Source organism: Paenibacillus sanguinis 2301083 = DSM 16941 (assembly GCF_000374825.1).
GTDB lineage: Bacteria > Bacillota > Bacilli > Paenibacillales > Paenibacillaceae > Fontibacillus > Fontibacillus sanguinis.
The window spans coordinates 175,772-202,755 of sequence record NZ_KB895378.1; the positions used below are offsets into that span (position 1 = coordinate 175,772).

Genomic DNA, 26,984 nt, shown 5'->3' on the forward strand with positions numbered 1-26,984 from the left:
TTGTGGAACATTACTTTAGATTATACCATCACTTTGCAAATATCATTCGTAAATTCAACCGGGTCCCCCACCGGCAACCCTTCAATCAATAAGGCCTGATTGTATAGCAGGCTGGTATAGAGACTCAGCTTCTCCTTATCGGTCTCATGGGCCTTCTTCAGGGACTGGAATACGTCATGGTTGACATTGATCTCCAGGACCTTGTCCGCCTTTACCGCCTGTCCGCCAGCATTTGGCATGGCATTCAATACCTTCTCCATCTCGATGGTCAATTCACCTTCTGTGGAGAGGCACACCGGGTGAGATTTCAGACGTTTGGAAGCCTTGACTTCCTTAACCTTATCGCCCAGCAAGTCCTTCATGGCGGTGAACAACTCCTGGTTCTCCTCGGTGTCTGCCTTCTCTTCAGCCGTATCGGCCTCGATGCCCAGATCCCCGCTGGATACAGATTTAAATTCCTTATCCTTATATTTCAGAATGACCTTGATGGCAAATTCGTCAATATCATCGGTCAGGTACAGAATCTCGTAGCCTTTATCGGCCACCAGTTCAGTTTGCGGCAATTTCTCCAGACGTTCCACCGATTCGCCGGCTGCATAATAAATATACTTCTGATCCTCCGGCATACGGGATACGTATTCATCCAGCGAGATCAGCTTCTTCTCCTTGGACGATGTGAACAGTAATAGGTCCTGCAGCACTTCCTTGTTCATGCCGTAGTCATTATAGACACCGAACTTAAGTTGACGGCCAAACGAAGCATAAAATTTCTCGTATTTCTCCCGGTCGTCCTTCAGCAAGCTTTGCAGTTGACTTTTGATCTTGCTTTGAATGTTCTTTGCAATGGCTTTAAGCTGACGGTCATGCTGAAGCATCTCGCGTGAAATGTTCAGCGACAAGTCCTCGGAATCCACCATCCCTTTGACAAAGCTGAAATAGTCCGGCAGCAGGTCGGCACATTTATCCATGATCAGCACGCCGTTGGAGTAAAGCTCCAGGCCCTTCTCATATTCCTTGGTATAGTAGTCGAACGGCGTATTCTCCGGAATGTAAAGAATAGCATTATAAACTACCGCGCCATCCGCTTTGATATGAATGTGGGATACCGGCTTGTCAAACCCGTAACGCTTCTCCATATAAAAGTTCTCGTAATCCTCGTCCGTCAGCTCGGACTTGTTCTTGCGCCAGATTGGCACCATGCTGTTAACCGTTTGCTCTTCCGTGTATTCCTCGTATTCGCCTTCAGCGCCTTCTTTTGGACGACTGCTCGTCACATCCATCTTGATCGGATAACGAATAAAGTCGGAATATTTCTTGATGATGGATTTTAAACGATACTCTTCCAGGTATTCATCGTATTGATCATCCTCGGTATTCTCTTTGATCTGTAAAATAATATCCGTGCCGACCGTATCTTTGTCGCAGGCTTCAATCGTATAGCCGTCTGCACCCTGCGACTGCCACTTGTAGGCTTCCTCGCTTCCCAGCGCGCGGCTGATAACGGTAACAACATCAGCCACCATAAAGGCGGAATAGAAGCCCACACCGAATTGGCCAATGATATTGTGACCGTCCTTCAGCTCATTTTCGTTCTTGAAGGCAAAGGAGCCGCTGTTCGCGATAATGCCCAGATTGTTCTCCAGATCATCCTTGGTCATGCCAATCCCCGTATCGGAAATCGTCAATGTACGCGCTGCCTTGTCCACCGAGATTTTAATGAAATAGTCATCCTTATTGAATACCAGATTGTCATCGGTCAATGCGCGATAATAGATCTTGTCAATGGCATCACTGGCATTGGACACCAGCTCTCGTAGAAAAATCTCCCGTTGGGTATAAATGGAGTTAATCATCATTTCCAGCAATCTCTTGGATTCGGCTTTAAACTGCTTCTTGGCCATTAAGCTAATCTCCTTCCACAGATCATAATCTATAACCCTATATTAGCACTCTATTAGCAAGAGTGCTAATTCCCAATTTCAAGTTTATCGATACACCCTTAACGTGTCAATACTTGCTCTATGGATTTAGTGGCGTATAACCGGTTAGCTCCACCAGCTCCTGCCCTTGGGGCGACAAAATCCATTCGATCAAGGGATCAATATTGGGGTTGTCGCTTCCCGCCGTGACCGCATAAAATTCAGTTGCTAGCGGATACTCGCCATTGGCTATAGTAGTTCGTTCAGGCATCACACCATCGATAGACAAGAGCCGGATGTCCCCGTCCCGCACCATCTCTGTGGCATAGAACAGAAATGAAAAACCCAGCGCATTTTTGTAATTACGATAATCCGCCGTTTGCTTGATGATTCCACCCATGCCAGAAACCCTGTTCTCACGAGGGGGATCGGTCAACTTACGGCCGTCCATTATCCGCTCAAGCATCGTCTGGCTGCCACTATCCTCCGGGCGCTGGAAGGCGCGAATCGCCTTATCTCCTCCACCCACCTGGTTCCATCGGGTGATCTCCCCGGAGTAGATACCGCGGATTTGCTCGGTTGTCAAACCTTCTACCGGATTCTCTCCGTTAACGAAGAATACGAAGGCTTCACGGCCGATCGGGGTTAGCTTAAGCTCGCGGCCGTTCCTGCGAGCCATAGACTTCTGTCCTTCGGAAGGTGGAGCTACAAAAATGATATCTACTTCACCCTTGATCAAACGCTTGTAGGCTTCCGGGGTTTGAGTAAGTGAGACCTCGCTATCATAGAGAGGATAATTCCTGTTGGGATATACCTCCTGGGCAAAAGCGGCATAGAGTGGGTACAAGGCGGTCGCCCCATCCATTCGCGGCAAATCAGAGGTTAGCTTCAAGGTCGAAGGCTCCTCTAATTCCGCCAGATTTCCGTGATCCATGAAGGGTCGATACTGTTCCATATCCACCTCCTGATCGCTCACAACAGGGATACTGTTATGATAGGCTAGACGAATCTCATAGCCCGCCGACGCTAGGCCCATCAGCAGCACAGCAGCCATTAACGAGATATGCAGCTTGCGACGATGCCAAGGGGGAATGAACAGGTAGAAGAAGGTAAACAGAATAGCTACTCCGGTCAGAGCTAGCATCAACGCTCCATAAAATAAGGCTCCGCCAAATAAGGAAACAAAGATGGAGCCCACCAGTCCAAAGACCAGAATGACAAGCCCCAGAAGCAAGGCTATAATTATTTTGACTACCAGTGACCCGTAAGATGTATTCATGCTTCCAGTTCCTCCTTGAGGTTCTCATCACTCCGAGCATAAACTGGCAGGCTGATGTTGAACTCCGTCCCGACTCCCGGTGCGCTCTTCACGGATATGCTGCCCCCCAGCGACAATATAAGCTGATAAGAGAAGGTCATCCCAAGCCCTGTGCCGCTTGCTTTGGTAGAGAAATAGATAGAGCCCAGCCGCTTGGCCTGTTCCTCCGACATGCCAATTCCATTATCCCTAATGGTCAACGTCACCTTGCGAGCCGCCATTTGCAGATCCAGGGACACCTTGCCTTGACCTTGCGGCACCTCGGCACAGGCCTCCACGGCATTCTTGATAAAATTGACGAGCACCTGCTTCATCTTGTCAGGATTAGCCAGTATCCATACCCGTTCCTCTGGATGCTCGATCTCCAGCAGCACATTATGCATGTTGGCATAGGGGCTCATCACGTCCTTGGTAATGCTCAGCAAGTGCCCCAAATCCGTTGGAAGCAGCTTGTTCCCAATCGGCTTGGAAATGGCCAGATACTCCGATAAAATATACTCTGTCCGGGCGAGCTCACTCATGCAAATCTCAATATACCGTTCCGTTCTTCCTCGGTCAGTGGCTCCCTCGCGAATCAAGGTCAGGAAGCCTTTGACAGCGGTTAACGGATTGCGCACCTCATGCACCAGCGAAGCTGCCATATGACTTACCGCGCGAACCCGCTCATTTTGTGCATAATTGATGAATAGCTCTTTATCTGCTACTGCTTTACGGAACAAGCTGATGAGCAAGCAGCATCCCAGCATATTGTGCAAAGGAACCCAAACTAGATGAAAGAACAGATGGTTGTTAAACAAAACTGGATTTTCCAAATATACCAGAACCATAGGGACAATCGCGAAAAGCAAACCCGCGCTGGAGGTGACCACCCGCTTACGCTCCACACGCGCATAGAATCTGGACAGAAGATAGGAGACGGGAAAAATAACCAGGATCGTCAGCAAAGCCAACAACGTTCCCGCGCCCCCGAGATACAAGCGGTACAGAATAAATTCCGCAAGCAGCACAAGCCCCGTTTGCAGCCCGCCAAATATCAGACCGAAGAACATAATAATGTAGCGAGTATCGTAGAAATAGCCTTCCACCACACTCGTTCCGAACGTCATGGACAGAAACAGGCAGATCATACTTGTGACTACAATGAAATTGGGTGTGTAATTCCGAGGCTGATCACGATAGAACACATGAAACATCACAAACGGCATATGGGCAAAGAACAATTGCAAAATTAATTCCTTCAAATAAAACATGCCATTCACCCTTCAGGGGCAGAACAAGTTCTCGCCCGTTTATGTATATCCTGTTTATTCCATATTTCCTCCCCTAAACCCTTCTTCCAGCCGCTACAAAAACTAAAAAAGGCTGAAGCCGGTCGGGACCCCCTAGGAACCGTCATAGTCTTCAGTCTTTGCTTTCTTCGTTATCCACCTGTAACAAAAAATGTTCTTGTAAAGGAAGGTGTGTTATCTTACATCAGGACTGGAGTGAACAGATCATTCTCCATAGACGAGACGCTAACCTGCGGCCGACTGCCACGAATAAAATACTCATAACGTCCAAAATGCCGTAGTGCCTGGTCATCTCGCTGCCATACCCATTCATCGATCTCGGACTGACAGCGATGAGCACGGAATGCCGCCAATTTAGCCTTCAAGCAAGCCTGTACATCTACGGCAACGATATCTTGAGCGGTATAACCATATCTTTCCGGCTGCAGCATGCGATCCCCGAAGGAGATAAAATACAAATTTCCTTGCCCTGCACGGCGGAATGCCTTTGTCGTAACCTTGCCGATGGCACAATGATCCGGATGGCCACCCAAAGTCTCGTGAAAGGTCAACACGACATCTGGCCGAAAGTCCTTCATCAGTTGCTCAATTTGGCCAACAAGCCATTCCTCATCTATGAATTCAACGGTCTTGTCTCGGATATCCAGGAATTCCAGTCCACTAACGCCTAAATGATCGCAAGCCTGACGCAGCTCCATTTCTCTTGCTGCCGCCATCGTCTCGCGATTTAGATAAGGAGGATTGCCCATCCGGCGCCCCATCTCTCCACGAGTCGCGCTAACTAGCTTAATTTCCACACCTTCGGAAGCATATTTGGCTAATGTGCCGCCACAAATAAATGTCTCATCATCAGGATGAGCAAATACAGCAAGCATACGCCGGTGTCCATGTTGCATTTTATCCATATTCATTCCGGGAACGGCTCCTTTCCTAAATGCAACGCCACGTCCATGCGGCCTAGATTATCAAAGCCCTCCAGCAGAAGCCGCCCCTGCTCATCCAATTCGGCATGAGTAAGCCCTTCGATCCGCAACCAGCCGTGACCATCATAGCGCAGCGCTACACGGTAAGGCCCCTCTCCTGCAATAAAGGCTTCCGTCAGCTTGATCTTGAAATTACGGACAAACATATAAGACGTTGCCTCGCTATGCACATAGACATCCGCCCCTACAAACTGGCCTAGCATCATTTCTACTTGTTTCTTCTCGATAGGATTCATTCTTCCATACAGTCCTTTTCATCTTCATTCTGAAAGTCTGTTGAGCATCAGTTATTATATTAAGCGCGCTGATCCGGATACACAAGCGCAAGGGAGCAGGTTGCACTCTCGTCAGCTTGAAACGCATCCACCTTCTGTGTCACAATGAGTAGAGTCAAAGCTGCTTACACAATTATTACATAACGATAGCGATGCCTGTAAATCTACTATTTCAGGAGGACAATAAAATGAAAACTATGAAACTTGGAGCCACTTCCCTGGAAGTCCCGGTTGTTGCCGTCGGCTGCATGCGGATCAATTCGTTGGACCAGGCCGAGGCCGAGCATTTCGTGCAAGCTGCGCTTGAGGAAGGCGCCAACTTCTTTGATCATGCCGATATTTACGGAGCAGGGGCATGCGAAGAAATATTCGCGAACGCTATTCAAATGAACGCCCTTATTCGCGAAAATATCATTCTGCAATCAAAATGTGGTATTCGCCATGGCTTCTTCGATTTCTCCAAAGAACATATCCTGAACTCCGTGGACGGCATCCTGCAACGCCTGAGAACGGAATATCTGGATGTATTGCTGCTCCATCGCCCGGATGCTCTGGTGGAGCCAGAGGAAGTAGCCGAGGCTTTTGATCAATTGCATAGCTCGGGGAAAGTCCGGCACTTCGGGGTATCCAATCAGAATCCGATGCAAATTCAATTGCTTCAAAAGTACGTCAAGCAGCCCATCGTAGCCAATCAATTGCAACTCAGCATTACAAACGCAAATATGATCTCCGCAGGCATCAATGTGAATATGGAGAATCATTCGGCCGTGAACCGTGATGGCAGTGTGCTGGACTTCTGCCGTTTGAACGATATCACGATTCAACCGTGGTCTCCGTTCCAATACGGATTCTTTGAAGGCGTCTTCCTCGGGAGCGACAAATTCCCTGAGTTGAACCAAGCTATTGACGGCATTGCCGCTAAATATGGCGTATCCAACACCACGATTGCCGTGGCCTGGCTGCTGCGTCATCCCGCTCAAATGCAGCCGATCATCGGAACGATGAACATAGAGCGGTTGAAGGACTGCGTCAAAGCCGGTGACATTCGCTTGACCCGTGAAGAATGGTATGAAATTTACCGGGCAGCCGGCAATATTTTGCCATAAATCCACACAAACGTTCCTCCACAACAACCGTTTCGGGGTTGCTTGGAGGAACGTTTATTTATACTACATAGCTTGCGTGATGTTAAAACTTAAATTGGCCTACCAGTCGATTCAAGTCATCTGCCACGCTCTTCATGCCTGCAGCCGAATGCTTCACCTGATCCATTCCGGCCAATTGCTGCTGCGTTGAGGCAGAAATTTCTTGAGTCGCTGCTGTCGATTCCTCAGCAATGGCAGAGATATTTTCGATGGTAGTAATGACTTCATTTTTGTCAGTATCAACCTGGACAATGCCATCGGTTACTCCTTGGATTTCTGCAATGATCTGATGAACCGTAAGATCAATCTTTTTAAAGGCATGTCCTGTTTCCCGAGCTACCTCGCTGGTTCGCGAGATAACCTCCGCCCCCTGCTGCATCAGATCTCTTGTCTTGTCCACGGCCTCAGCCACCTCATGCGCCATTTTCTCAATACCTTGCACAGAGCCAGTCGTTTGATCGGCCAGTTTGCGAATCTGCTCAGCAACCACGGCAAAGCCTCTACCTTGCTCCCCTGCCCGCGCACTCTCAATCATTGCATTCAAAGCCAGCAGGTTGGTCTGCTCGGCAATTCCCTTAATCACCGTAGTCACCTCGGTAATCGCTTCGGATTTGGCGCTGAGATCATTCACTTGCCCTTCAATCCCCAACGTGACCTGTGCATTATCACGAATAGCCTGCTGCAATGTCTTCATACTGCTCATGCTGGTTTGATTGGCTTCACGCGTCTCCTCCATACGTGCCTTCATCTGGTCGGCGCGCTCCGTCAAGGCATGAATTTCCGCAGCAAGCCGGTTCAGCCGTTCCAGGCCCTCCTGCGAGTTCATAGCCAACTCCCCTGAGCCACCAGCTAAAGCATCCGTAGCCGCTGAAATTTCCTTGGCCGCTGCCGCACTCTCTTCAATCATAATCGCTAGCTGTTCCGAGCCTGAAGAGACCTGCCCGGCACTAAGCTGGATATTCTCTACCATGCCCCCTAGCGTTGTCCGCATATATGCCAGATCTTTAGCTATTTTACCGATTTCATCCTGACTGTCATGTACGAACTCAGCAGTAAAATCTCCTGTCGAGAACTCTTTAATACGTGCTGACATCATGGAGAGTGGACGAACCATCTTGCGAGCCATCCATAACCCCAGACCCATGGCAACCAGCAAAATCACTAAAGAAATCAGTATCGTCTCCAGCAAGGCCTCCTGAATTTCCGCATACATGCTCTCCAGGGATATCCCTACATTCAAAGCTCCTGATAATTCCTCATTGTAAGTAAACTCCGTAGAAATGTTGTAGACCTTCTCTCCACTAGCCGTTTCCAGAATGCTGCCCTGAATTTCCTGTCCTGTAATGACTGCGGATAAATCCGCTTCTGTACTGGCCGCCGAAGCCGAAGCGGTCGCATCTGTCTGCTCACCCGATTCCTGCTCCACCCGGCTATCATTAGACACCATGAGCTGACCGCTGGCATCGGAAAGTGAAACATAGACAATATTCCCGGCACTTTCTGTCTGAATGGTCTGAAAAATCTGTTGCAGTCCCTCCAAACCGGCAATCTCATTGCCGGCAATTTCCCGCTTGATGTTGGTGACCAGGGTCGTTCCGTCGCTCTTCATCTGACTGGTCATGGATCTCTGCACCTCGTAGTAAGATACCAAGGTAAATGAAACGGCACATACCGCCATCAGCAGCACAATCAGCGCAAGTAGTTTAGTCGTCAATGATTTGAACCTGAACAGCCTGAAGGAGCGCAACTGATTTGAATTAGACATGAATATATTCCACCTTTGTAAATTGTTTTCCATATCGTTGTGCGTTTATACCAAATCGTTGTACGTTTATGCCAAAAATTGGATATTTTTTCATAAAGCTACTTCCTAATTTTAACAATGTTCAGCGGAATTACAGTGACTATTTTAATAGCTGCTTTTCAATCGTTAACATTCTTCTAACATAAAAGTGGTGGGCTATAGCCACGAAGTAAAATTTCCGCATAATTGTCCGTAATTCGCAAACAATAACCAATGAATTCCACAGCGAAAGGAGCAAGAGACATGACCCAACTTAATCAGCAAGAATTGCAAAGCTTACGGCACCTGATTGGCGCCCATGAAACCGCTAACCAAAAGATGCTGACCTATGCGCAGCAATCTAATGACCCTCAAGTCAAAGCCTATTTTCAAAAATCGGCCCAGGACGCGATGAACACTAAACAACAGCTTATGTCATTTCTAAACTAGGGAGGAACTACCGAGATGATGCAGGACAAAGATATGGTTAATGACACATTAGATATGGTCAAAAGCAGCCTTACCACGTATAGCAGTGTAATTACAGAATGCTCCAATCCGCAATTGAGATCGACCATTCAGCAAATTCGTGACAATTGCGAAAAGTCTCAATTCGAGTTGTATCACCTGGCGCATTCCAAAGGCTATTACCAGCCAGCCGAAATGGCGGATAACGAAGAAATTCAGATGGTCAGATCCCAACTGAGCGGCCAACCTCAACCTCACTAAGGCACGCATCACAGCAACGGATAACAAGATAACGAGTACAACAAGGGGCTGTCCAATAGTCCTAAAATAGAAATGCTGAACGAGGAAATATAAAGATTCTCGTTCAGCATTTTTGTTTGTCCGGTTTTGCAGAAAGCAGCGAGACGGATGCCCGGCACCGTGACCGTCACGGCAACCACCTATGGCGGCTTGTCCGATACGGCAACAATGACTGTGGTGGCATCTCCATCCCCACCGGAGGCAAGGCATTGTGAAGTATCGGGCAGAAATTGGGCTTGAACAGGCTCAAGCAAACATACAGTCCAGGGATGCACGGGTACTTCGCCTGGTATACCCGGCAGAAACAGCAACGGCGGAAGCTCATATGAAGCTTTCAAGAAATGCAGCATTATACTTAAACCATCAACAGGCGAATTTTTTCATAGATACAGCGCTAGCCCAATTGAAACTGCCATCCGGGGCCTTCGCCGGGGCGACAGAGGAGGTATTTGTTAGCATTACTCCTGTCACGGGGGAGCCTTACGACACGGTAGATGCGAAGGCGCTGTTAGATGAACAGCTCGAGCCAGCATGCCAAGGGATAGGACGGTCCCCATTTCCAGGCGGACACCCGCACAACAGGCTCTGTGGATCAAGCTGTGTTGACAGACAGACAGGTCGGTGATTTCATAGGAATTATTAAAGGGACAAAAAGCAGTAGCCATAAAAGGCAAAAGGAGAATGAACTTGACTTACCATGTTTTAATAATTGACGATGATAAAGAGCTATGTGCCTTAATCAAGCAAAGTATAGCGAGGGAGAACATCAAGGCGGACTATTGCTACTCCGGTGCAGACGGACTTGCACGGCTTGAGAAGAACAATTATCAGTTGGTTGTTTTAGATGTGATGATGCCGGGAATGGATGGTTTTCGCACCATGGAGCAAATCAGACGCAGCAGCAGCATCCCGATTCTGATGCTCACCTCCAAAAATGACAGCAAATCCAAGGTACAGGGGCTGCGTGCAGGCGCAGATGACTATTTAACCAAGCCGTTTGATATGGAGGAGCTGATTGCCCGTATCATTTCCTTGATCCGCCGATACACCCGCTTCAGCTCTCCTGCGAATGATTCACAGCCGCTGATGTACCAAGGGCTAACCATCCACTTTGACAGCCGGAGTGTTACTTCGCCTCACGGTACGTTTGAATTGCCGCCAAAAGAATTTGATCTGCTGTTTTTTTGTGCGAAAAATCAAGGAAGAATTCTAACAAAGCAGCAGATTTATGAAGAAGTTTGGGGCGAGCCTTATGTCTATGACGACAGCAACATCATGGCTATTATCAGCAGGCTTCGCAAAAAGATTGAACCGGACTCCGGCGCCCCTTTGTATATTCAAACGGTAAAAGGCATTGGCTACCGCTTTAACAAGGAGGTGTAGACGATGCTTCTGAATGTCATTTTGGGCCTGCTGCTGTGTCTTGCCCTCGTGTTTGCTATAGTGTGCGCTGCTAAGCTAATCGGTGTAAAGCAGCAACTTAGCGACATGACAGAGACGCTGAGTGAAATCCAGACTGGAAACGGAAACCGCAAAATCCTTGCGGCAGAAAATGCGGTGACCGCGGAGCTTTCTTTTAAGATGAACGCGATTGTTTATAAATACGAGGAACAGCTTGCCCAGCTCCGAGCAGCGGACGAAGCCAATCGTCAGCTCATGACCAGCCTGTCTCATGATGTGAGAACCCCCCTTACCACGTTGCTTGGCTACCTGGATGCTGTGCACAGAGGGGTTGTCGCGGGACAGGAGCGTGAGGATTACCTTGAAATTGCGCGGCGTAAAGCACATGATCTCAAGGACTATATCGACATTTTGTTTGACTGGTTCAAGCTGAATTCCAGCGAGTTTACTTTATCCATCGAGCAGGTGGAGCTTGCAGAGCTGACACGTCATCTGCTGAAAGACTGGATTCCCCTTTTTGAAGAACACAATCTAGGCTATGAAATCGACCTCCCGGAAAAGCCGCTGCCCGCCCTAGTAGATTTGGACGGCTATGCCCGCATCATAAATAATCTAGTGCAAAACGTTATAAACCATAGTCAAGCTACAGAGATTAAAATTGAAATGACGCAACAGGAGCAGGAGGTTGAAATCCGCATCACCGATAACGGGGTCGGAATTGAAAAATCCGAGCTGCAGCATATTTTTGAAAGACTGTATAAATGTGATAAAGGGCGCTCGGATAAGGGCAGCGGCTTGGGTCTGGCCATTGTCCGCCAGATGGTGGAAAAAATGAATGGCCGGATCACAGTGCAAAGTGAGCTAAACCAATATACGATTTTCACTCTCTTCGTTCCTTCTGGTACTTGAAAGAATCCCTGTCAACCGGCAGGGATTTGTTTTTTGGAGATTGAGATTGCAAGGTTGACGCAAGGTTGATGCAAGGTTCTTGCAAGATTGGCATGATAAAGTGGTTCCAGTAAGCAAAGGAGGCTCTTCCTAATGAGTGATTTTATCATTGAAACCAAAAATCTCACCAAGCAATATGGTGAACAGAAAAGCGTCGCCAATCTGAATATCCATGTAAGAAAAGGCCGGATATACGGCCTGCTCGGCAGAAACGGTGCCGGAAAGACCACGACCATGAAAATGCTGTTGAATCTGACACGGCCTACCTCCGGAGAGGTGCAGATATTCGGCAAAAGTGTTCAGGGAAATGAAAAAAAGATTCTGCCCCGCATCGGCAGCTTGATTGAAGCTCCAGGCTTCTATCCCAACCTGACAGGCACCGAAAATCTGAAGATATTTGCTCAGCTCAGAGGGGTTTCCAAGCGAACTGCCGTCAAGGACGCATTGGAGGTTGTCGGGCTGCCCTACGGCGATAAGAAGCTGTTTGCCCAATACTCTCTAGGCATGAAGCAGCGTTTAGCGATTGCCCTGGCTATTATGCATGATCCGGAGCTGCTGATCCTGGACGAACCGATCAATGGGCTAGACCCGATTGGCATTGCCGAGGTGCGCTCCTTTATCCGGGAATTGTGCGATGCCAGGGGAAAAACGATTCTGATCTCCAGCCATATTCTTTCCGAGATATCCTTGCTGGCAGATGACATCGGTATTATCGACCACGGCGTATTGCTGGAGGAAGAAAGTCTTGCCGAGCTGGAGGAGAAAAACGGCAAATACATTCATTTCGTCGTCTCCGACACAGCGCAGGCAGCCAGAATTGTGGAGAAAAGCTTCGGAGCCAAAAACTTTATCGTGGAAAATGATCACAGTCTGCGCCTGTATGATAACAAATTGTCCGTGGCTGCCCTCAACCGTGCTTTTATTGAAAACGGATTGGAGGTATCCGAAGCACACACCTGTGAAGATACTCTGGAGGATTACTTCAAGCGTATAACCGGGGGTGAAGGCATTGCGTAACCTGCTGGTCTGTGAATTTGTAAAACTGAAGCGGAAGAAACTATTTTCCTTTGCCCTGCTGGCTGCCTTTATTTTTCCCATTTTGGGAGCGGCTTTGGTTACGGGATTTGCAGAGGTAAGCTTTGCTGATATGCTCAGCTTTGTTCGCGAGGACAGCGGCTTTTTATTGCTGATGCCTTTGCTGGTTATACTGGCAGCTAACCTGTTTTTTTTCGAGCAGGACAGTGATACTCTCAAAAACCTGCTTTGCATCCCCATTTCACAAAAACGACTCGTGTTGGTCAAGCTGCTGGTGCTGCTGATTTTTTCTGTTGCATTTCAGATCGTCGGATTTGCCATCAGCATGGGGATTACGGTTTTACAGCATATTCCGCTGACAGATTTTCTGCTGCAACTTGCATTAACAGCGGCGACGGGGGTGCTTCTATGGGCTGCGGCGCTCCCTTGCATCATTTTGGTCATCTGGTTCAACAAGAGCTATGTCCTTTCCGTCATTATTGTATTCTTCTACACCCTGCTGAATTTTGGCATGCATTTAAGTGATGCCATTCTGATGAAGCCTCTGGGCTTCAATGCCGGAACGCTGATGCCAATTCCCATGATTTTTCGCTGGCTTTACCAATTTGGTGCTCCGGTTGGTGAAATACAGACCGCATTTTACCATCGTTTCAGCCCATATTTTGCACCAACATCTGCCTGCTTTGGCGTCCTGCTGATCGAAGCGGCAATTTGTATATTTCTAATGATCCGCATCTATCAGCGCAGACAGATATAAGAGAGGGGGATTTATGATGCTCAGCCTTGTCAAAACAGAATTCAGTAAATTAAAACGGCTTCATATTTTGCTGATCGGGTTGATCGGCATGGCCTTTCCTGCCATTCTGTCCGTATTTACGCAGGCCGTTATAACCGAGGAAGGCAAGGTGCAGAATTTTGATTTTGCGGCCTTGATGAACAGCTCGATCTGGAACAGTGTGACGATCTTCATGCCCGTCATTTTTACGTTGATCGGCGGTTCGCTTATCCATCGGGAATACACGGACAACACACTGAAAAGCATTCTGCCTGTCCCGGTAAGCTTCCAGCGTTTGCTGTTTGGGAAGCTGCTGGCTATGGGGATTTTAAGTATGCTGTTTGGCTTCTATAGCTATGCAGTCACCCTGCTTGTCGGCTTATTTTCCGGTATTGCCGGGCTTGATGCGGGGGTTATATTTACTGGGCTTGTTCAGATGCTGGGAATATCATTATTCACCTATATAGCCACCCTGCCCATCATCGCTTTTACCAGCAGGAAACCGGGAATTTATATGGGGGGTGTGGTCGCTGCATTTCTCTTCGGCTACTGCTCCATGTTCATTAAAGATGTTACGTTGCGCAGCCTGTACCCAATCCTGTCTGGACTGACGGTGATTGGATTCGACACAGGAACGTTCATGAATACTTCTGAACCGGGGAATCTTGCTTTATCCGTATTATCTTTGACTGCCATGCTTGTGCTTTCAATCCTGATAGCAGCGCTCACAAGCCCGCCGCAGACAGCCTCCAGGCCTAAAAAAGCCAAGTCAGCCGGGCTGTTCCTCCGAACGGGACAACGAGGCCGATAATCCCATATCAGCAGAATCAGCATTAAGGCTCTGTACGCAGAGGAGTGCTCTTCTTCATCCTCACCTTTCTGGAATCTATACCCTCACTTAAGTTATAATTGTCTTAGCTACTTATTTTGATATTCTAAAGCATGAAGGACGGAAGAGCACATATGATTAACCAAACCGGTTCCACTCCCTTGGAACAAATGAAGGCTTTGCAAAAATCGCTGACCCGGTTCATTATGTTGTACAAATTCGCCTTGCAGGAAGTAGAGACCAAAATCGAGATTTTGCAGGAAGAATTTCAGCTATTGCATGACTATAACCCTATTGAGCACACGAAATCGCGAATTAAATCGCTCGAGAGCATTATGCGAAAAATTTATCGTAAAGGTGGCGCCACCTCGCTGCAGGATATCAAGAGCCACGTTCATGATATCGCGGGGTTGCGAATTACCTGCTCGTTCGTATCGGACATTTATCGTATTAGCCGCATGCTGCAAGCGCAAAAGGACTTAACGATCATCTCCATTAAGGATTACATTAAGAATCCCAAGCCCAACGGCTACAAAAGCCTGCATATGCTGGTGGAGGTTCCCGTGTTCATGTCCGACCGGGAAGAAATGGTCTGCGTAGAAATTCAGATTCGTACGATTGCCATGGATTTCTGGGCCAGTCTGGAGCATAAAATTTTCTATAAATATAATGAGTCTGTTCCAGAGCGCCTGCTCCAGGATTTGAAGACAGCGGCTGACACCGCCTATGAACTGGATATGAAAATGGAGCAGCTTCAGCGCGAAATGGAAGAGATCAAGCTGGCTAATCAGCCTGACAATGACAGCGAATTTCAGTTGCTGATCGACAATCAGAAACTGAATATTCCACAGAATTTGTTGCGCCTGCTATCGGGGGAAGAATAGGGCCGGATTTTCGGCCATAACACAAAAACAAGCAGAGCCATGAGCGCTCTGCTTGTTTTTTGTGTAAGTTGCGTTTATTTATTGGAGAAAATCATGCGATCCAGGTTCCCTACATAAGACAAGCTACTGGTAGTGGAGCCTTTCAGCACAATACAAATCGTCTGTTCGCCGGTCATCAACTGATTGAGCGAGGCTTCAGCTATTTTGTAATTTCCCCAGCCTCCGCCTGTGTTGGGCAATGCAACTTCTCCAATCAGCGCTCCATCCTTATCATTGAGACGAACTTCTGCGACTACATCCGCAGGAACCCGATTTGTAGGGGCATCATATTCGATTCCGATATGATTTACACCCTCGGTCCCAAAATCAACCTTCTCGTAAATAAGCCACGCCCCGGTAAAGGTGTTATTCACCACAGTGCCTCCGTTATTGGGTTCGGTTTTTAAGCCGCCCTTACCGAAAGTGCTCTGTTCGTTAGACCAACTGCTGCGTTCCTCAAATTCTACAATGGTTTGAGGCGGCGGTGTCTTGAAAGAGAAGCTCGCGCTCTCGAAATTACCGATGTATTTATACGTACCGCTGGTTGACCCCTTCAGCACCAGATAGACATCTTGGACTCCAGTCAGGGTCTGTGTCAGTTCAGCATTTACTGTTGCATAATTTCCCCAACCGCTGCCGGTAGGCGGCGTAGCTACCGTGCCCACAAGGGTACCGTCTATTCCACCCAAGCGAATCTCAACGCGGGAATCGGCAGCCGTATTTCCTGAGTTGCCCACATACCGCACAGAGAATTGATTCACACCTTCTGTGCCGAAATCCATACTCTTATAGGCCAGCCAGGCGCCGTCAAAGGTATTGGCCACTTGCTTGCTTGAGTACCCGCCCCCCGCATTTTCTGTCTTCAAAGGCCCGTTATTGTGCGGATTGACATCAGTGGACCACTCATCGTAATTCTCCAGCTCTAACTGGGCATAATCCGTTCTGAGCTTCTGGTAGCTCCAGATCAAGCGGTCAAAGTTGCCGATGTACGGGTGATCGCTTGTTGTGCTTCCCTTCATTACAATGAAAAGCTCCTGTGTGCCTGTGATCACCTTGGACAAGGTTGCTGTAACCGTCGAATATTGATTCCAGCCACCGGTATGCGGCAGATTTACCGTCCCCACGATCTCTCCATCCAGGCTGCCTAAGCGGAATTCAAGCATGGCGTCCGCCGGAACCCGATTGGATGGAGCCGCATATTCCACCTTGATTTGATTGGCTCCCTCGCTGCCAAAATCAATGCTGTAGGACAGCCAGGCGCCGTCGAAGGTATTCTTAACAACATCCCCGGTATTGCCTTGTTCTGTACCAAGGCCATTGTTATTGAACGTATTTTTGTCCGAACTAGCCGAACTGTATTTTTCAAACTGGATGATGCTTGGATCTTCTACGGGTGCCGGTGGCTCCACGGCTTCCTCTGGAAGTTCAACCTCCGGGATCGGCACCGGAATTGGCTCCGGCAATCCTTCCTCGCCCGGCTCACCAGGCTCAGGGTTTGGATTCGGATTTGGATTCTCCTCCGGCTGTGAAACAATGGGCTCTGCCAACCACACCGAATTATAAATGTTGCCCTTATAAGCATCGACCAGGTATACGTTCACCTGATATCTGTTGGAGCTTACGTTAAATGCCTGCGTTAAATCAAAGGCGCCCGTCTCTACAGGAACGGCACTGGACATCACTGTCTCACCGTTATGCATCAGTTGAATGACCGCCACGGCTTCATCCACGTAAGCTCCCTTCAGACTGCCGGCAATATCCACCTTCATGTTGCCCTTCCGATTCACCTGTGCTGTCAGGTCAAAGACATCCCACAAGATATCAGAGGTATATTTCTGATCGGATACCAAGCGTTCACCAGGGCCACGACCTGTATTTACGTCACTTCTGACCCGAACCTGCACTTGTCCAGCTTCATAAGCTCCCGGACCCACGATTTGTGGATTGGCGGAAGCCGCCGTCCAATTCTTGCCGCCATCGGTCGTGAACTCGTAATCCGCAGCAGCCTCAAACCCAGGTACTGCCGTCCAGCCAAAGGTGTTCGCCTGATCATCCACTACGGGATGCGTTGGTGCCGGAGAACTAACCAATTGCTTCAGCGTTTCCAAGCCCAAATCAAAGGCAATATCCGAGCTAGTGCCCCCGGATTGGTGAATTTCCACAGCGATAACGTTAGTCCCCTTCACCAGCAACGAAGGGTCAATACGGAATGCCACACGGTCGCGCTCATTATTGACCGTCACATTGGCATAGGTTGAATAACCAATTGGGCCGTCAGGCATGTTGGTGCGGAACACCTCTTGCCCGTTCAAATACACCACTCCGCCGTCATCGCGAATAAGCGTACCGTTTAGCTCCAATATATCCTTAACGTTTTGAGTATCTGAAATCTCAAAGCTTTGGCGGAAATACGTTGCTGGATATTTATTTCCTGCATCCGGGCCGTATCCTACCTTTGTTTTGGCATAGCCAGTATTATCGTAACCAAGCGGAGCTTGTCCGGAAGCCCAGGCGCTATCATCATAATCTACAGCATTCCAGTTATCCGCAGGCAGTTGCCCTTTATCATAGTACTTCCATTGCGAACCAGGAGCTAATAGCTCTTGGCGAGCCAGCGTATCATCCACCGCGTTGCCATAGTCGGTCATCGGCGGAGCTGATTTGCTCAGGGCGCCCCAAGCCATGTTCGGCTCGGAACCCATTTCAAGGTTCAAGGTCCCGCCAGCCATGAGATCCTCGTAGCTGATCCAAGCCTGGTCATGATCCTTGCCGTTGAGTTGGGCGGATTGAATAAACCGGTTCTGGCTGGACACCCCGTTCGCCCGAATCGTAAACGTTTTGCCGCTGCCTACATGCAGTTTGACTTCCGAGAAGATCGGTGATCCGATCAGGAAGGCGGCATCCCCCGGGTTCGCCGGGAACAGCCCCATGGCACTATAGACAAACCATGAACCCATTGCCCCTGCGTCGTCATCCATAGACGGCAAATAGCCTTCCGGATCCGCCCGGTATACCCGAGATTTTAGCGGATAGTTGTAAGCCCCGTGGTTATGATACTTCTGGGTCACTACCTCCGTTGTGAACTGGCGGGCATAATATTGGGTCAGATAAGGGTAACCCAAATAGTTAAACAAATAAGGCGCATCCAGATCCGTTTCGTTAATGGCCATATATTCATCGCGTTCAAAGAAATCTACCAGCTGCTTGGCCATTTCCGTCTTGCCGCCCATCAGGCCAGCGAGACCTTTCATATCCTGCATCGCTGACCAGCGATACTGCCACAGATTGCCTTGATAAGCATATTTGCCCACAGAGGTAACCTCTTGGCCTTCAACCATCATTCCATTAGGGGTAAAGAAGCCTAATTTCTGACCGTTCTCATCTACTTGCTCCGGATTCCACAGATCCTGATAGGACTGTGCTATACGCTTGTACTTCTCATACGTAGTCTTATCGCCAACCATTTCGGCCAGCTTCATCGGGAAATAGCCGCTTCTGGCTTTCTCCAATTGACCGGATACTTTGTCCTGATCACCGAAGTTATCAGCATCCACGCCCATCCCTTTTAGCGCCGTGTAAACATCAAAATCCGTAAATCCTTTGGCGTACGCATCAAGTACAACCGCCCCGTTAAACTCATTACGGACGGTAGGGCTAGGCCAATAACCACTGCCCCATTGCGAGTATTCGCCACGAGTCTTATACAGATCAACCAGCGATTTGACCATATTCTCGTATTCTTGTGGATTTAGTACAGAGAACAGGGCATATTTACGGAAATCATCCCACGTTGCCCAGCCATTGTAATATTCAAAATCATCTCCAAGCTCGGAGGCTTGACGAACATTGTTCTCATCCCGGGCTGCCCGGAACGTGCCTTGAGAGCTAGTTACGTTCTTGGGATGGAGATAAGTGTGATATAACTGCGTGTAGAAGATCCGCTTGTTCTCTTCATCCGCATCAGTCACTTCAACCTTACTCAGCAAGTCATTCCAGGTCGCTCGAATCTTGTCATGCTGCCCTGCAAAATTCCAGTCAGCAATGTCATGATCTCGCTCGTATTTGGCTTGCTCCATACTAACTGGAGACAGGCCCACTTTGGCTTGTACCACGTTGCCGGAAGCTGCCGGATCAAAGCTCACCCACACGCCGGTATTGCTGCCGGAGCGTGAGGCCACTTGTCCTTGATCTCCATCCTTCCATGACGTATAGGATTGGAAATCCTGATCGAACTCAATCGAATAATACATCGTATAGTAGCCATGTCCACAAACATTTTTGGACTTGACCATACCCGAAATTTCCCGGTTATTCTCTACATTGAGGTCAGCATCAAGCATCCCTGCATAGGAGTTGGACAAATCGACGAGTACAGATCGGGAAGCTGCGCCATCCGGGAAAGTATAACGGTGAAAGCCCACATTGTCGGAGGCGGTCAGTTCTACTTTAACACCTGACTCCAGGTTCACTGCGTAGTACCCGGCAGAGGCCTGTTCGCTTTTCTTGTCGTAGGGCTGCTTGTATTTCGCACTGTCATTCGTAAAATCGCCAGTCTGAGGCATCATCAGGATGTTCCCGCCTGCCCCGCTGCATCCGGCGCCGCTAAAGCGCAGATGAGAGAAGCCTTTCAGATTCTTGTCCTGATAATAATAGCCGCTAAAGGCTCCCCCATCGCCATCCGGACCCAAGGATACCAGCCCAAATGGGGTGGAAGGACCTGGATTGGTTTGTCCATTATCCCCCAGTGTGTTAATGAACGGATCTACGTAATCAACCGGATCCAGATTAACTGGCGGATATGCCGGGGTTTGGCCGGACTCTACCCCATACAATTCCAATTCATATAGACGCGCCGTGTTGGAATCATATGCTCCTTTGCTGATGTATAGCCGTACATATTGAGCCGTAAACGGCTTGGGCAGGTAACGGTCTACAATCGTTTGGGCGTTGTTTTGCACCACATCAACATCAGTCCAGGTTACGCCATCGGTACTTTTTTGCAATCGAAAATTTTTAGTGTTCAAAAAAGGGCTGTTCCCCTCATTGATTCCAGCATTGACGACCACCCACTCGTTGATCGTATAGGGCTGGCCCAAATCCAGCTTCAGCCATTTGATGTCCGCATTGGTATTGTCGCACCATTTCGTAGTATTTTTACCATCAACGGCAAATCTGGCGTTCTCATTATTATTACATTGACCGGAGGCCGTTACCTTGGCATTTAACGCTACGTTCTCCGTAGCTGTCCCTCCGCCGGCAGCGGCGGCCGCGACCCGTAGATCTGCAGCCGACATGATACCATTGGCAAATAACGATTCCGTCAATCCATATAACAGCATCATCGTCATGAGTACCGAGATTATCTTCTTCCCCATTGCGTTTCGTTCCCCTCGCTTTCATTGTTGTCCATACGCAATACGCGTTTACAAAAGCCGCTCTACCATCACTGCTACTTCTGCACGGGTTACCGCATTTTTCGGGTTAAATCGGCTGCCGTCGCCTTGAATCCAGCCTTGGGTGAAGGCACAACCCACCGCTTCAGTTGCCCAGGCCGAAATCTGGCTTGCATCGGCAAAGGACGGAGCCTTACCACCCTCTGCTCTAGCTGCTGCTTCCATCACTTCTGCCGCACGAACCAAAGCAACCACGGCTTCCTCCCGTGTAATAGACTCATTAGGACGGAAAGCTCCGTTGTAGCCCGTCACGATGCCCAATTTCACAGCTTGCGCTACAGGCTGAGCATAATAGCGGTCGGATGAGACATCTCTGAACGCGTTGGCCTGCGCAGCATTCATCTCCACCGTCTGTCCATCAGCCGCTTGCTGAACGGTGACAGCGCGCACGATCAATGTAACGAACTCGGCGCGGGTGATGCCGCGGTTAGGGGCATAATGTCGGTCGTCCACGCCTGTGACGATATGCTTGGCGGCCAAGCCCTTCACGGCTTGCTCTGCCCAGTGTTCACGCAAATCAACAAAGGATTTGTCATATTCCAAGATTGTATAATACGAGAAATGCTCAGCCATAAAAGTATAAGTACCATTCTGCAGCTGGCCTGGCACATATTTCGCACTTTGGCCGTCCACATAATAAACGCCAGCCAGTCTTGCAAAGATCTGTTGCTCCTGCTCCGGCGTTAATTGAATAGAAACCTTGGCAGGACGGTCAAGTTGATGGATTTCCTGAACTCGATCTCCCGAAATAACCTGTACAATGACAGACAACACAACGCCCGTAGCTTTATAATCCGTGACGGATTCAAGCGACTGATTGACCGTCGCTTGGGCTTCCGTCGACCAGGAAGCATTCACTACGATGCGAATCCGGGAGGATGCATCCCCGGATACAGCTAAGGCTCCAGCCGGAAGGCTGACTGTCCGGTTGTCTGTCGTAATGACCAGGCCGATGTTGCGCTTGTTCAGCTCGCTAACCGAAGTCGCGGGCAGCTCCAACGCTGTGCCGGCTTCCCCTGCCGCAGCAGGCAGCAAGATGGTCACGGCACCGCCTTGTGCTTGTTCGGCCGCTTTGGCGAGTGTGTCACGACCAACGAGATATCGCCCATCTGCCGCAAGCTCTGGGCGTGTCGTAGAGCCGCTGGCTTCGCCCGCTTGAGGCGGAATGCCCGTGTCATCCGGCCTCGGAGCCTGTGGAGGACTCGGGACTGAAGGGGTCGGGGCTGATCCCGAATCTCCTCCCGAGCCTGAACCTGGTGAAGACCCACCGCCGTCGCCAGGTTTGCTTCCACTGACGATAGAGAAGCTTGCCGTTTGATTCGCTTCACCGTAGCCCGCTATTACGGTATAGCGTCCCAGAGGAGCCAGGTCCTGATTGTCGGGAATCCCTACAGTTGCGGAGTACATGCCATCCACGGCAGAGAGTACATCCACATATAAAACGGTCTGTGCAGGACTGACAATCTTCACATTCACATTGCCCCCGGACTGTTCCGGGACCGTGCCGGAGAGGGTAAGCGTTCCACCCCAGCGTACTTCATTAGCGTTAAGCGTCAGCGTAAACGCATCTGCCGCGAACACAGAAATCGGTGAAAGTGCGAACAACAACACTAACAAACCTGCGATATATTTTTTCACGAAGTTTTGTCCTCTCTTTCTGTCCCTTCCTCAAGCAGCAATGGCGCGGCCAGTTTGTCAGGCACATTCAAATCCCCATCAAACCGATCGAATACAAATACCTTCACTTTATAGTTGTCTCCACGGACGTTGAAATACTGGGAGACCGTTATTTGTTCCGGCTTGATCGGAATCGCATTAATCAGCTCTGGCGTATCTCCGTTCATCAATTGGAACACCACAATCGCATCTCCGTCGTACTCCGTGAATCGATCTACCGTTACACTGGCCTTGAGTTGATCCCCCGAAGTCAGCGTACCTTCCAGACGATAAATGTCATTGGTAAATGGCAAGTCGGAGAAGAGTGGCGCACTGGCCTTCAGCCCAGACACAGCCCCGGCTTTAACACGGACTCCTACACGACCCGCCGGATACTTTCCTTCACCGATCAGTATCGGATTAGCTGAAGCCGGTTGCCAGGTTGCCCCGCCATCCTTGGTGTATTCATAATTGGAGACCTGATTGAAGCCCGGCGCATTCCCCCAACCAAAGGTATTGAGGGCATCGTCGACTACCGGATGAATTGGAGAAGCTGCCGCATTGCCTTCGGTTTTAACCAGCATCGGCTCCGAATTATCCCGCTGATCCACGGCCGTTACAGCAAATTCGTAGACCTCATCGGCATTGATGTTCTCGAAGATATACTGGTATACACTTTTATTGGCTTCCGCCGGGATATACAGACTCCAGTTCATGCCAAGCTTGCCGTTGACCTCATGGATTCGGTAACCGCGGACGGCATCCTTCGCATCTTTCAGCTTGGGCTGCATCCATGTCAAAGCCCATTTTCCATCCCCCGTTTTCCCGGCGTTCAAATTCCTTACCGGATTCGGCTTCTCATCGGTACGAACAATTGTATAACTATCGAAGGGTTGTTCTTCCCCAGCACGGTAGGAGTCAATAGTAAAGCTGTCCTTCGTCATCTTGATTCCTGAATATACCGGTAAATTGCGTTGCTCAAAATAAGCTGCATAGGATTTGTCGATGCCTTGGTTTACCCCGTAATATTTGGTCCCGGATGCATTGTTGACGATATACATGGTACCGCCAGGATTCACCGGATTGCCGTCCTCATCCAGGGTCAGATCCTTAACAGGTTTATCGCCATACATTTGATGTGATCTCATATACGTATGGTCATGCCCTTGCAGCACCACGTCGATGCCTAGCTCATCAAACACGGGATATAGCATATCTCTCAGCTCATAAATCTCTGCTTCATCAGAGTGTCCGCCTACAGAATAAATCGCTTTATGGAAAGCAACGATTTTCCACTTCTTATCTGTTTGCGCAACTTCCCGTTCTAACCAAGCGATTTGCTGCTTGAACGATTCGCGCTGCCGCTGATCCCATCCCATATCCATCGTGTTAAGCACCATAAAATGAGCATCTCCGTAGTCAAATGAGTAAACACTGCCCGGAGGAAGCGGGTCATCAATAGAATCGTTAGGATAATAGAAATGATGATAGTAGTTATCGTTGTAAGGACCTTCATGATTCCCGACAGCCGCCATGATCGGCAGGTGCATTAACGTATCCTGCGGCTTGCCAAAGTAGTCAAGCCATTGACTCTCTAGCGAACCAGCATCCACCTGGTCACCCGTCATGATCATGAACTTGGCATTGGGGTAATCCCCTCTGGCTTGCTTCAATGTATCCGCCCATACTTGATAGTCATGACTACTAGCACCTTGCGAGTCCGTGAGATAGAGGAATTCATAATCCAGTTCCCCTTCCCTCTCCATCGTAAACGTCCCGATATCGCTCCAGTTCCCGTCACTGCCAACACGATATTGATAGGAAGCGCCTGGAGTCAGTCCCTCCAACAGTACTTTATGGCTGATAAACATCCCTCTTGTGGAACGAGTAATTTCCAGATCTAATACCTTCGTATCCTCGGGGTCTCCCACAAAGCGCATCACATCAGGGCTGCCGAATTGGCCTCCTGCGGGAACGACCTCCACAATACTGTCCTTGGCATTGTCCGGGGCATGTTCCGGATTATCATATTTGGTATACCAGGCAAAAGAACGCTTGGTCATAGGGTCCTTGTAGAAGGACATAGCAATGGCGATAGGCGCATAGTTGGCCGCCCTATTTTCAGGGCTAAACGTAAACTTGGATATGCTGGCCCCCGAAATATACTTCATCCCGCCTTGACCATCATACGTGACGTCAACAAAGGCATTTTCCTTGACGGGCTCCACTAACTTAAGTTTCAATTGGTCAGGATGATCGCCTATTTCCACATTTTGAACAGCTATTTTCCGTTCACCTGACTGAATGCTCAAGTGAGAATGCAAATTTGTTGGCAAGCTGTCCAGCTCGGATGTCAGGCTTAATGTCAAGTCCAGCCCGTTAATGCCAACTTCCCCGGCAATTGGACCATTGTAGCCTTCTGGTAAATAGAAAGCGGAGGCCGGAACGATTTCCTTGGACAGGTTGTCCGAGGACCAGCGCAAATACAGGTTAGAGCCTCCGAAATCTTCAAAGTAGTCTACCCGGAAGCTATATTTCTTGCCTGCTTCAAGGCTGACCGGTGCACTTGTTTGTTCCTTGTCCCAATCATTGACCCAATGATCAATAACGGTCTTATCATCAATCCAAAGCTTAAACCCGTTATCACCCATCATATAGAATGTATAATCACCAGTCTCCGGCACCATCAGCTGTCCGGTCCAGCGAATATTCGCATTGTCCTGCACACCTGTTCTAGTCTGCAAAATCGGGTCCAGATTGGTAAAATTAATCTGCTGATCTACTACGGTAGACTTGAGGGCGCCAAATGCAAAGTTATCCTCTTTAATTCCCAGGTAATATTGGCCCAGCAGTCCTTGATCAGCCGTGATCACCGGTGGCTCGCTAGTATCGCCACGCAGGTCCAGCTCGAAGAATACATCCGAGCTTGCTCCACGGTCCTGATGTACCTCGACGGCAATCACGTTCGTGCCGTTAACCAGCAATGAGGGATTGATCGAAAAAGGAACTTCATCCCGCTCGTCGCCGATGGCATTGGTAGCCGTTGTGTTATAAGTAATTTCCCCTGCGGGCATATTCTCCGTACGGAACACTTCCGTCCCATTCAAATACACCACTGCACCATCATCACGAATAATATTGCCTTGCAACTGCTTGATTGCTGTAGCATCTGCTGCCTCAAAGCTTTTGCGGAAGTAGGTGGTGATGTATTTGTTGCTGCCGTCCGGGCCATAGCTGATGACCGTATTGGGCTGTGGCTTGCTGCTGCTGGCATACCCCAGAGATGCCTCGCCCTTGTTCCAAGCACTATCATCAAAATGGCTGGCTCTCCAAGCTGTTCCTTGATCAGAACCGTCATCCAGATAAGACCATTCGCTATTTTTGGCAATCAACGTAGATGCATCAGTAACCGCTGCAATCGGATTCCCAACCGTAACCAGGGCGGAGTCCTTGTATCCTCCATCTACAGAGGTAACAGTGATGCCTGTCGTTCCTTCCTGGACAGCTGTCACCAGTCCGTCCGCGTCTACAGCGGCAATCGCCGGGTTGTCCGAGCTCCAGACATACGTTGCATTCGTAGCCGTTGCTGGCGTAATTTGCGCTGTCAATCGTTCTGATTGCCCTATTTCCATTTGTAAACGTTGCTTATTGAGTGTAATTCCTTGCACAGGAACGCCCGATTCATCGACCGCTAATGTGCCATAAGCTGCAAATTCATAAATATTTGCTACATCCTTTGCGTTCCCGTCTCCGTCCTTGTCCCCAGGCTCGGTGATATTCAATTTGAAATAACGCGCCGTTACCGGTGCATTCAATTCATGCGTGGATATGCCGCCGGATACACCATAGGTGGTATCAGTCACGGTAACGACTGGCGTCCAGTGCACATCGTCGGTGCTTGTCTCAATGGAAAAGGCCCGGGTATCGGCTTCCTGCTCCTCTCCGCCCGCACTTGCATGCGCCAGTACAAATTGATGTACTGTAGCAGCTTGTCCAACATCAATCTTCAACCAATAGGGACTTTGACTATCAGGCAGCTGCTCCCCCTCATAGCTCCATTTGCTGTCCAGGGCGCCGTCAATAGCCTGATCGGGGCCATAGCCAGGCAGTTCCCCGATCGACGTAGCTGTTACGTCCGTACCGGCAAATACATTCATTTCTCCATTCCCTGCCTGAACTCGCGGAGCAGGGATATACCCCGCAGACAACAACGAGGTTACCAGCACGATTATGGCAAGTATGCGACTTGCCAATGTGATCCTTCTTTTCACTCCCTATTCCCCTCCAATAGTAAACTGTGATGACCTAAGAATGATAAGCCTCCTTGCATTTTCATTCAATTCATGCTTCGTAAAGGACAGGTTAACTTTCTGTAAAAACAAACCCTGCTTAAGAGTCACTGTTGGGTTCTCTACTCTACAGAGACCCGCTTGATAATTCCTGTATTCCTTGTTTTCGTCACTTCAATCCATTTTATGGGTTAT

At 49.0% G+C, this 26,984-nt stretch carries 19 protein-coding genes; 10 read left to right on the top strand and 9 right to left on the bottom strand.

Going from position 1 to position 26,984, the window contains the following annotated elements; translation table 11 throughout:
- Positions 1–20 precede the first annotated feature (20 nt).
- The 5 genes from htpG to C557_RS0106900 form a co-directional block, all read right to left on the bottom strand.
- Positions 21–1,901, bottom strand: coding sequence for a molecular chaperone HtpG (gene htpG, locus C557_RS0106880; protein ID WP_018751106.1), 1,881 nt, complete (start codon positions 1,899–1,901; stop codon positions 21–23).
- A 118-nt stretch (positions 1,902–2,019) separates the two neighbouring features.
- The gene (locus C557_RS0106885) at positions 2,020–3,198 is read right to left on the bottom strand and encodes a substrate-binding domain-containing protein (protein WP_018751107.1); all 1,179 of its coding nucleotides are present in this window, start codon (positions 3,196–3,198) and stop codon (positions 2,020–2,022) included.
- Positions 3,195–4,487 (bottom strand): sensor histidine kinase, encoded by a 1,293-nt coding sequence (locus C557_RS0106890; protein ID WP_018751108.1) that lies wholly within the window; start codon positions 4,485–4,487, stop codon positions 3,195–3,197. Before C557_RS0106890 ends, C557_RS0106885 begins: the two co-directional genes overlap by 4 nt.
- Before the next feature lie 218 nt (positions 4,488–4,705).
- Complete coding sequence (locus C557_RS0106895; protein ID WP_018751109.1) at positions 4,706–5,437, bottom strand: PIG-L family deacetylase; 732 nt, start codon at positions 5,435–5,437, stop codon at positions 4,706–4,708.
- A complete protein-coding gene (locus tag C557_RS0106900; protein ID WP_018751110.1) occupies positions 5,434–5,745 on the bottom strand; it encodes a DUF1806 family protein in 312 nt (103 codons plus the stop codon). The genes C557_RS0106895 and C557_RS0106900 overlap by 4 nt, the downstream gene beginning before the upstream one ends.
- Before the next feature lie 227 nt (positions 5,746–5,972).
- Between C557_RS0106900 and C557_RS0106905 the strand changes: the two genes are divergently transcribed.
- On the top strand, positions 5,973–6,890 hold the full coding sequence (locus C557_RS0106905; RefSeq protein WP_018751111.1) for an aldo/keto reductase: 918 nt from the start codon (positions 5,973–5,975) through the stop codon (positions 6,888–6,890).
- An 82-nt stretch (positions 6,891–6,972) separates the two neighbouring features.
- On the opposite strand, the gene C557_RS0106910 is transcribed toward C557_RS0106905, so the two are convergent.
- Positions 6,973–8,694, bottom strand: a complete 1,722-nt coding sequence (locus tag C557_RS0106910; RefSeq protein ID WP_018751112.1) for a methyl-accepting chemotaxis protein — start codon at positions 8,692–8,694, stop codon at positions 6,973–6,975.
- 282 nt (positions 8,695–8,976) lie between these two features.
- Here C557_RS0106910 and C557_RS0106920 point away from each other — a divergent pair, with 282 nt between their 5' ends.
- From C557_RS0106920 to C557_RS0106960, 9 genes are all read left to right on the top strand, one after another.
- The gene (locus C557_RS0106920; protein WP_018751114.1) at positions 8,977–9,162 is read left to right on the top strand and encodes a hypothetical protein; all 186 of its coding nucleotides are present in this window, start codon (positions 8,977–8,979) and stop codon (positions 9,160–9,162) included.
- A gap of 15 nt (positions 9,163–9,177) precedes the next feature.
- Entirely contained in the window at positions 9,178–9,441 is a 264-nt protein-coding gene (locus C557_RS0106925; protein ID WP_018751115.1) for a spore coat protein, read from the top strand.
- 250 nt (positions 9,442–9,691) lie between these two features.
- Positions 9,692–10,105: a hypothetical protein gene (locus C557_RS0106930; protein ID WP_018751116.1), complete on the top strand. Its 414-nt coding sequence runs from the start codon at positions 9,692–9,694 to the stop codon at positions 10,103–10,105.
- A 56-nt stretch (positions 10,106–10,161) separates the two neighbouring features.
- Entirely contained in the window at positions 10,162–10,863 is a 702-nt protein-coding gene (locus C557_RS0106935) for a response regulator transcription factor (RefSeq protein ID WP_026263350.1), read from the top strand.
- A gap of 3 nt (positions 10,864–10,866) precedes the next feature.
- Positions 10,867–11,790: a sensor histidine kinase gene (locus C557_RS0106940; RefSeq protein ID WP_018751118.1), complete on the top strand. Its 924-nt coding sequence runs from the start codon at positions 10,867–10,869 to the stop codon at positions 11,788–11,790.
- Positions 11,791–11,922: 132 nt separating this feature from the next.
- Positions 11,923–12,846: an ABC transporter ATP-binding protein gene (locus C557_RS0106945; RefSeq protein ID WP_018751119.1), complete on the top strand. Its 924-nt coding sequence runs from the start codon at positions 11,923–11,925 to the stop codon at positions 12,844–12,846.
- Positions 12,830–13,621, top strand: a complete 792-nt coding sequence (locus tag C557_RS0106950; protein ID WP_040676519.1) for an ABC transporter permease — start codon at positions 12,830–12,832, stop codon at positions 13,619–13,621. The genes C557_RS0106945 and C557_RS0106950 overlap by 17 nt, the downstream gene beginning before the upstream one ends.
- A gap of 13 nt (positions 13,622–13,634) precedes the next feature.
- Positions 13,635–14,450: an ABC transporter permease gene (locus tag C557_RS0106955; RefSeq protein ID WP_205621596.1), complete on the top strand. Its 816-nt coding sequence runs from the start codon at positions 13,635–13,637 to the stop codon at positions 14,448–14,450.
- Between the two features lie 152 nt (positions 14,451–14,602).
- Positions 14,603–15,352 carry a GTP pyrophosphokinase gene (locus tag C557_RS0106960; protein ID WP_018751122.1) on the top strand — a complete coding sequence of 250 codons (750 nt, stop codon included), beginning with the start codon at positions 14,603–14,605 and terminating at the stop codon, positions 15,350–15,352.
- A 74-nt stretch (positions 15,353–15,426) separates the two neighbouring features.
- Here C557_RS0106960 and C557_RS0106965 read toward each other — a convergent pair whose 3' ends face one another.
- Genes C557_RS0106965 through C557_RS0106975 form a run of 3 tightly spaced genes read right to left on the bottom strand, consistent with a single transcriptional unit; the run spans position 15,427 to position 26,771 of the window.
- A complete protein-coding gene (locus C557_RS0106965; RefSeq protein WP_018751123.1) occupies positions 15,427–20,766 on the bottom strand; it encodes a glycoside hydrolase domain-containing protein in 5,340 nt (1,779 codons plus the stop codon).
- 48 nt (positions 20,767–20,814) lie between these two features.
- Positions 20,815–22,482, bottom strand: a complete 1,668-nt coding sequence (locus tag C557_RS0106970) for an S-layer homology domain-containing protein (RefSeq protein WP_018751124.1) — start codon at positions 22,480–22,482, stop codon at positions 20,815–20,817.
- Complete coding sequence (locus tag C557_RS0106975) at positions 22,479–26,771, bottom strand: PA14 domain-containing protein (protein ID WP_018751125.1); 4,293 nt, start codon at positions 26,769–26,771, stop codon at positions 22,479–22,481. The genes C557_RS0106970 and C557_RS0106975 overlap by 4 nt, the downstream gene beginning before the upstream one ends.
- Between the last annotated feature and the right edge of the window lie 213 nt (positions 26,772–26,984).

Coding starts and splice junctions, on each gene's coding strand:
- C557_RS0106905 (WP_018751111.1), top strand. CDS start 5,973: ATGAAAACTATGAAACTTGGAGCCACTTCCCTGGAAGTCCCGGTTGTT.
- C557_RS0106925 (WP_018751115.1), top strand. CDS start 9,178: ATGATGCAGGACAAAGATATGGTTAATGACACATTAGATATGGTCAAA.
- C557_RS0106945 (WP_018751119.1), top strand. CDS start 11,923: ATGAGTGATTTTATCATTGAAACCAAAAATCTCACCAAGCAATATGGT.
- C557_RS0106955 (WP_205621596.1), top strand. CDS start 13,635: ATGATGCTCAGCCTTGTCAAAACAGAATTCAGTAAATTAAAACGGCTT.
- C557_RS0106960 (WP_018751122.1), top strand. CDS start 14,603: ATGATTAACCAAACCGGTTCCACTCCCTTGGAACAAATGAAGGCTTTG.
- C557_RS0106900 (WP_018751110.1), bottom strand. CDS start 5,745: ATGAATCCTATCGAGAAGAAACAAGTAGAAATGATGCTAGGCCAGTTT.
- C557_RS0106885 (WP_018751107.1), bottom strand. CDS start 3,198: ATGAATACATCTTACGGGTCACTGGTAGTCAAAATAATTATAGCCTTG.
- C557_RS0106940 (WP_018751118.1), top strand. CDS start 10,867: ATGCTTCTGAATGTCATTTTGGGCCTGCTGCTGTGTCTTGCCCTCGTG.
- C557_RS0106920 (WP_018751114.1), top strand. CDS start 8,977: ATGACCCAACTTAATCAGCAAGAATTGCAAAGCTTACGGCACCTGATT.
- C557_RS0106910 (WP_018751112.1), bottom strand. CDS start 8,694: ATGTCTAATTCAAATCAGTTGCGCTCCTTCAGGCTGTTCAGGTTCAAA.
- htpG (WP_018751106.1), bottom strand. CDS start 1,901: ATGGCCAAGAAGCAGTTTAAAGCCGAATCCAAGAGATTGCTGGAAATG.
- C557_RS0106935 (WP_026263350.1), top strand. CDS start 10,162: ATGAACTTGACTTACCATGTTTTAATAATTGACGATGATAAAGAGCTA.
- C557_RS0106965 (WP_018751123.1), bottom strand. CDS start 20,766: ATGGGGAAGAAGATAATCTCGGTACTCATGACGATGATGCTGTTATAT.
- C557_RS0106895 (WP_018751109.1), bottom strand. CDS start 5,437: ATGAATATGGATAAAATGCAACATGGACACCGGCGTATGCTTGCTGTA.
- C557_RS0106890 (WP_018751108.1), bottom strand. CDS start 4,487: ATGTTTTATTTGAAGGAATTAATTTTGCAATTGTTCTTTGCCCATATG.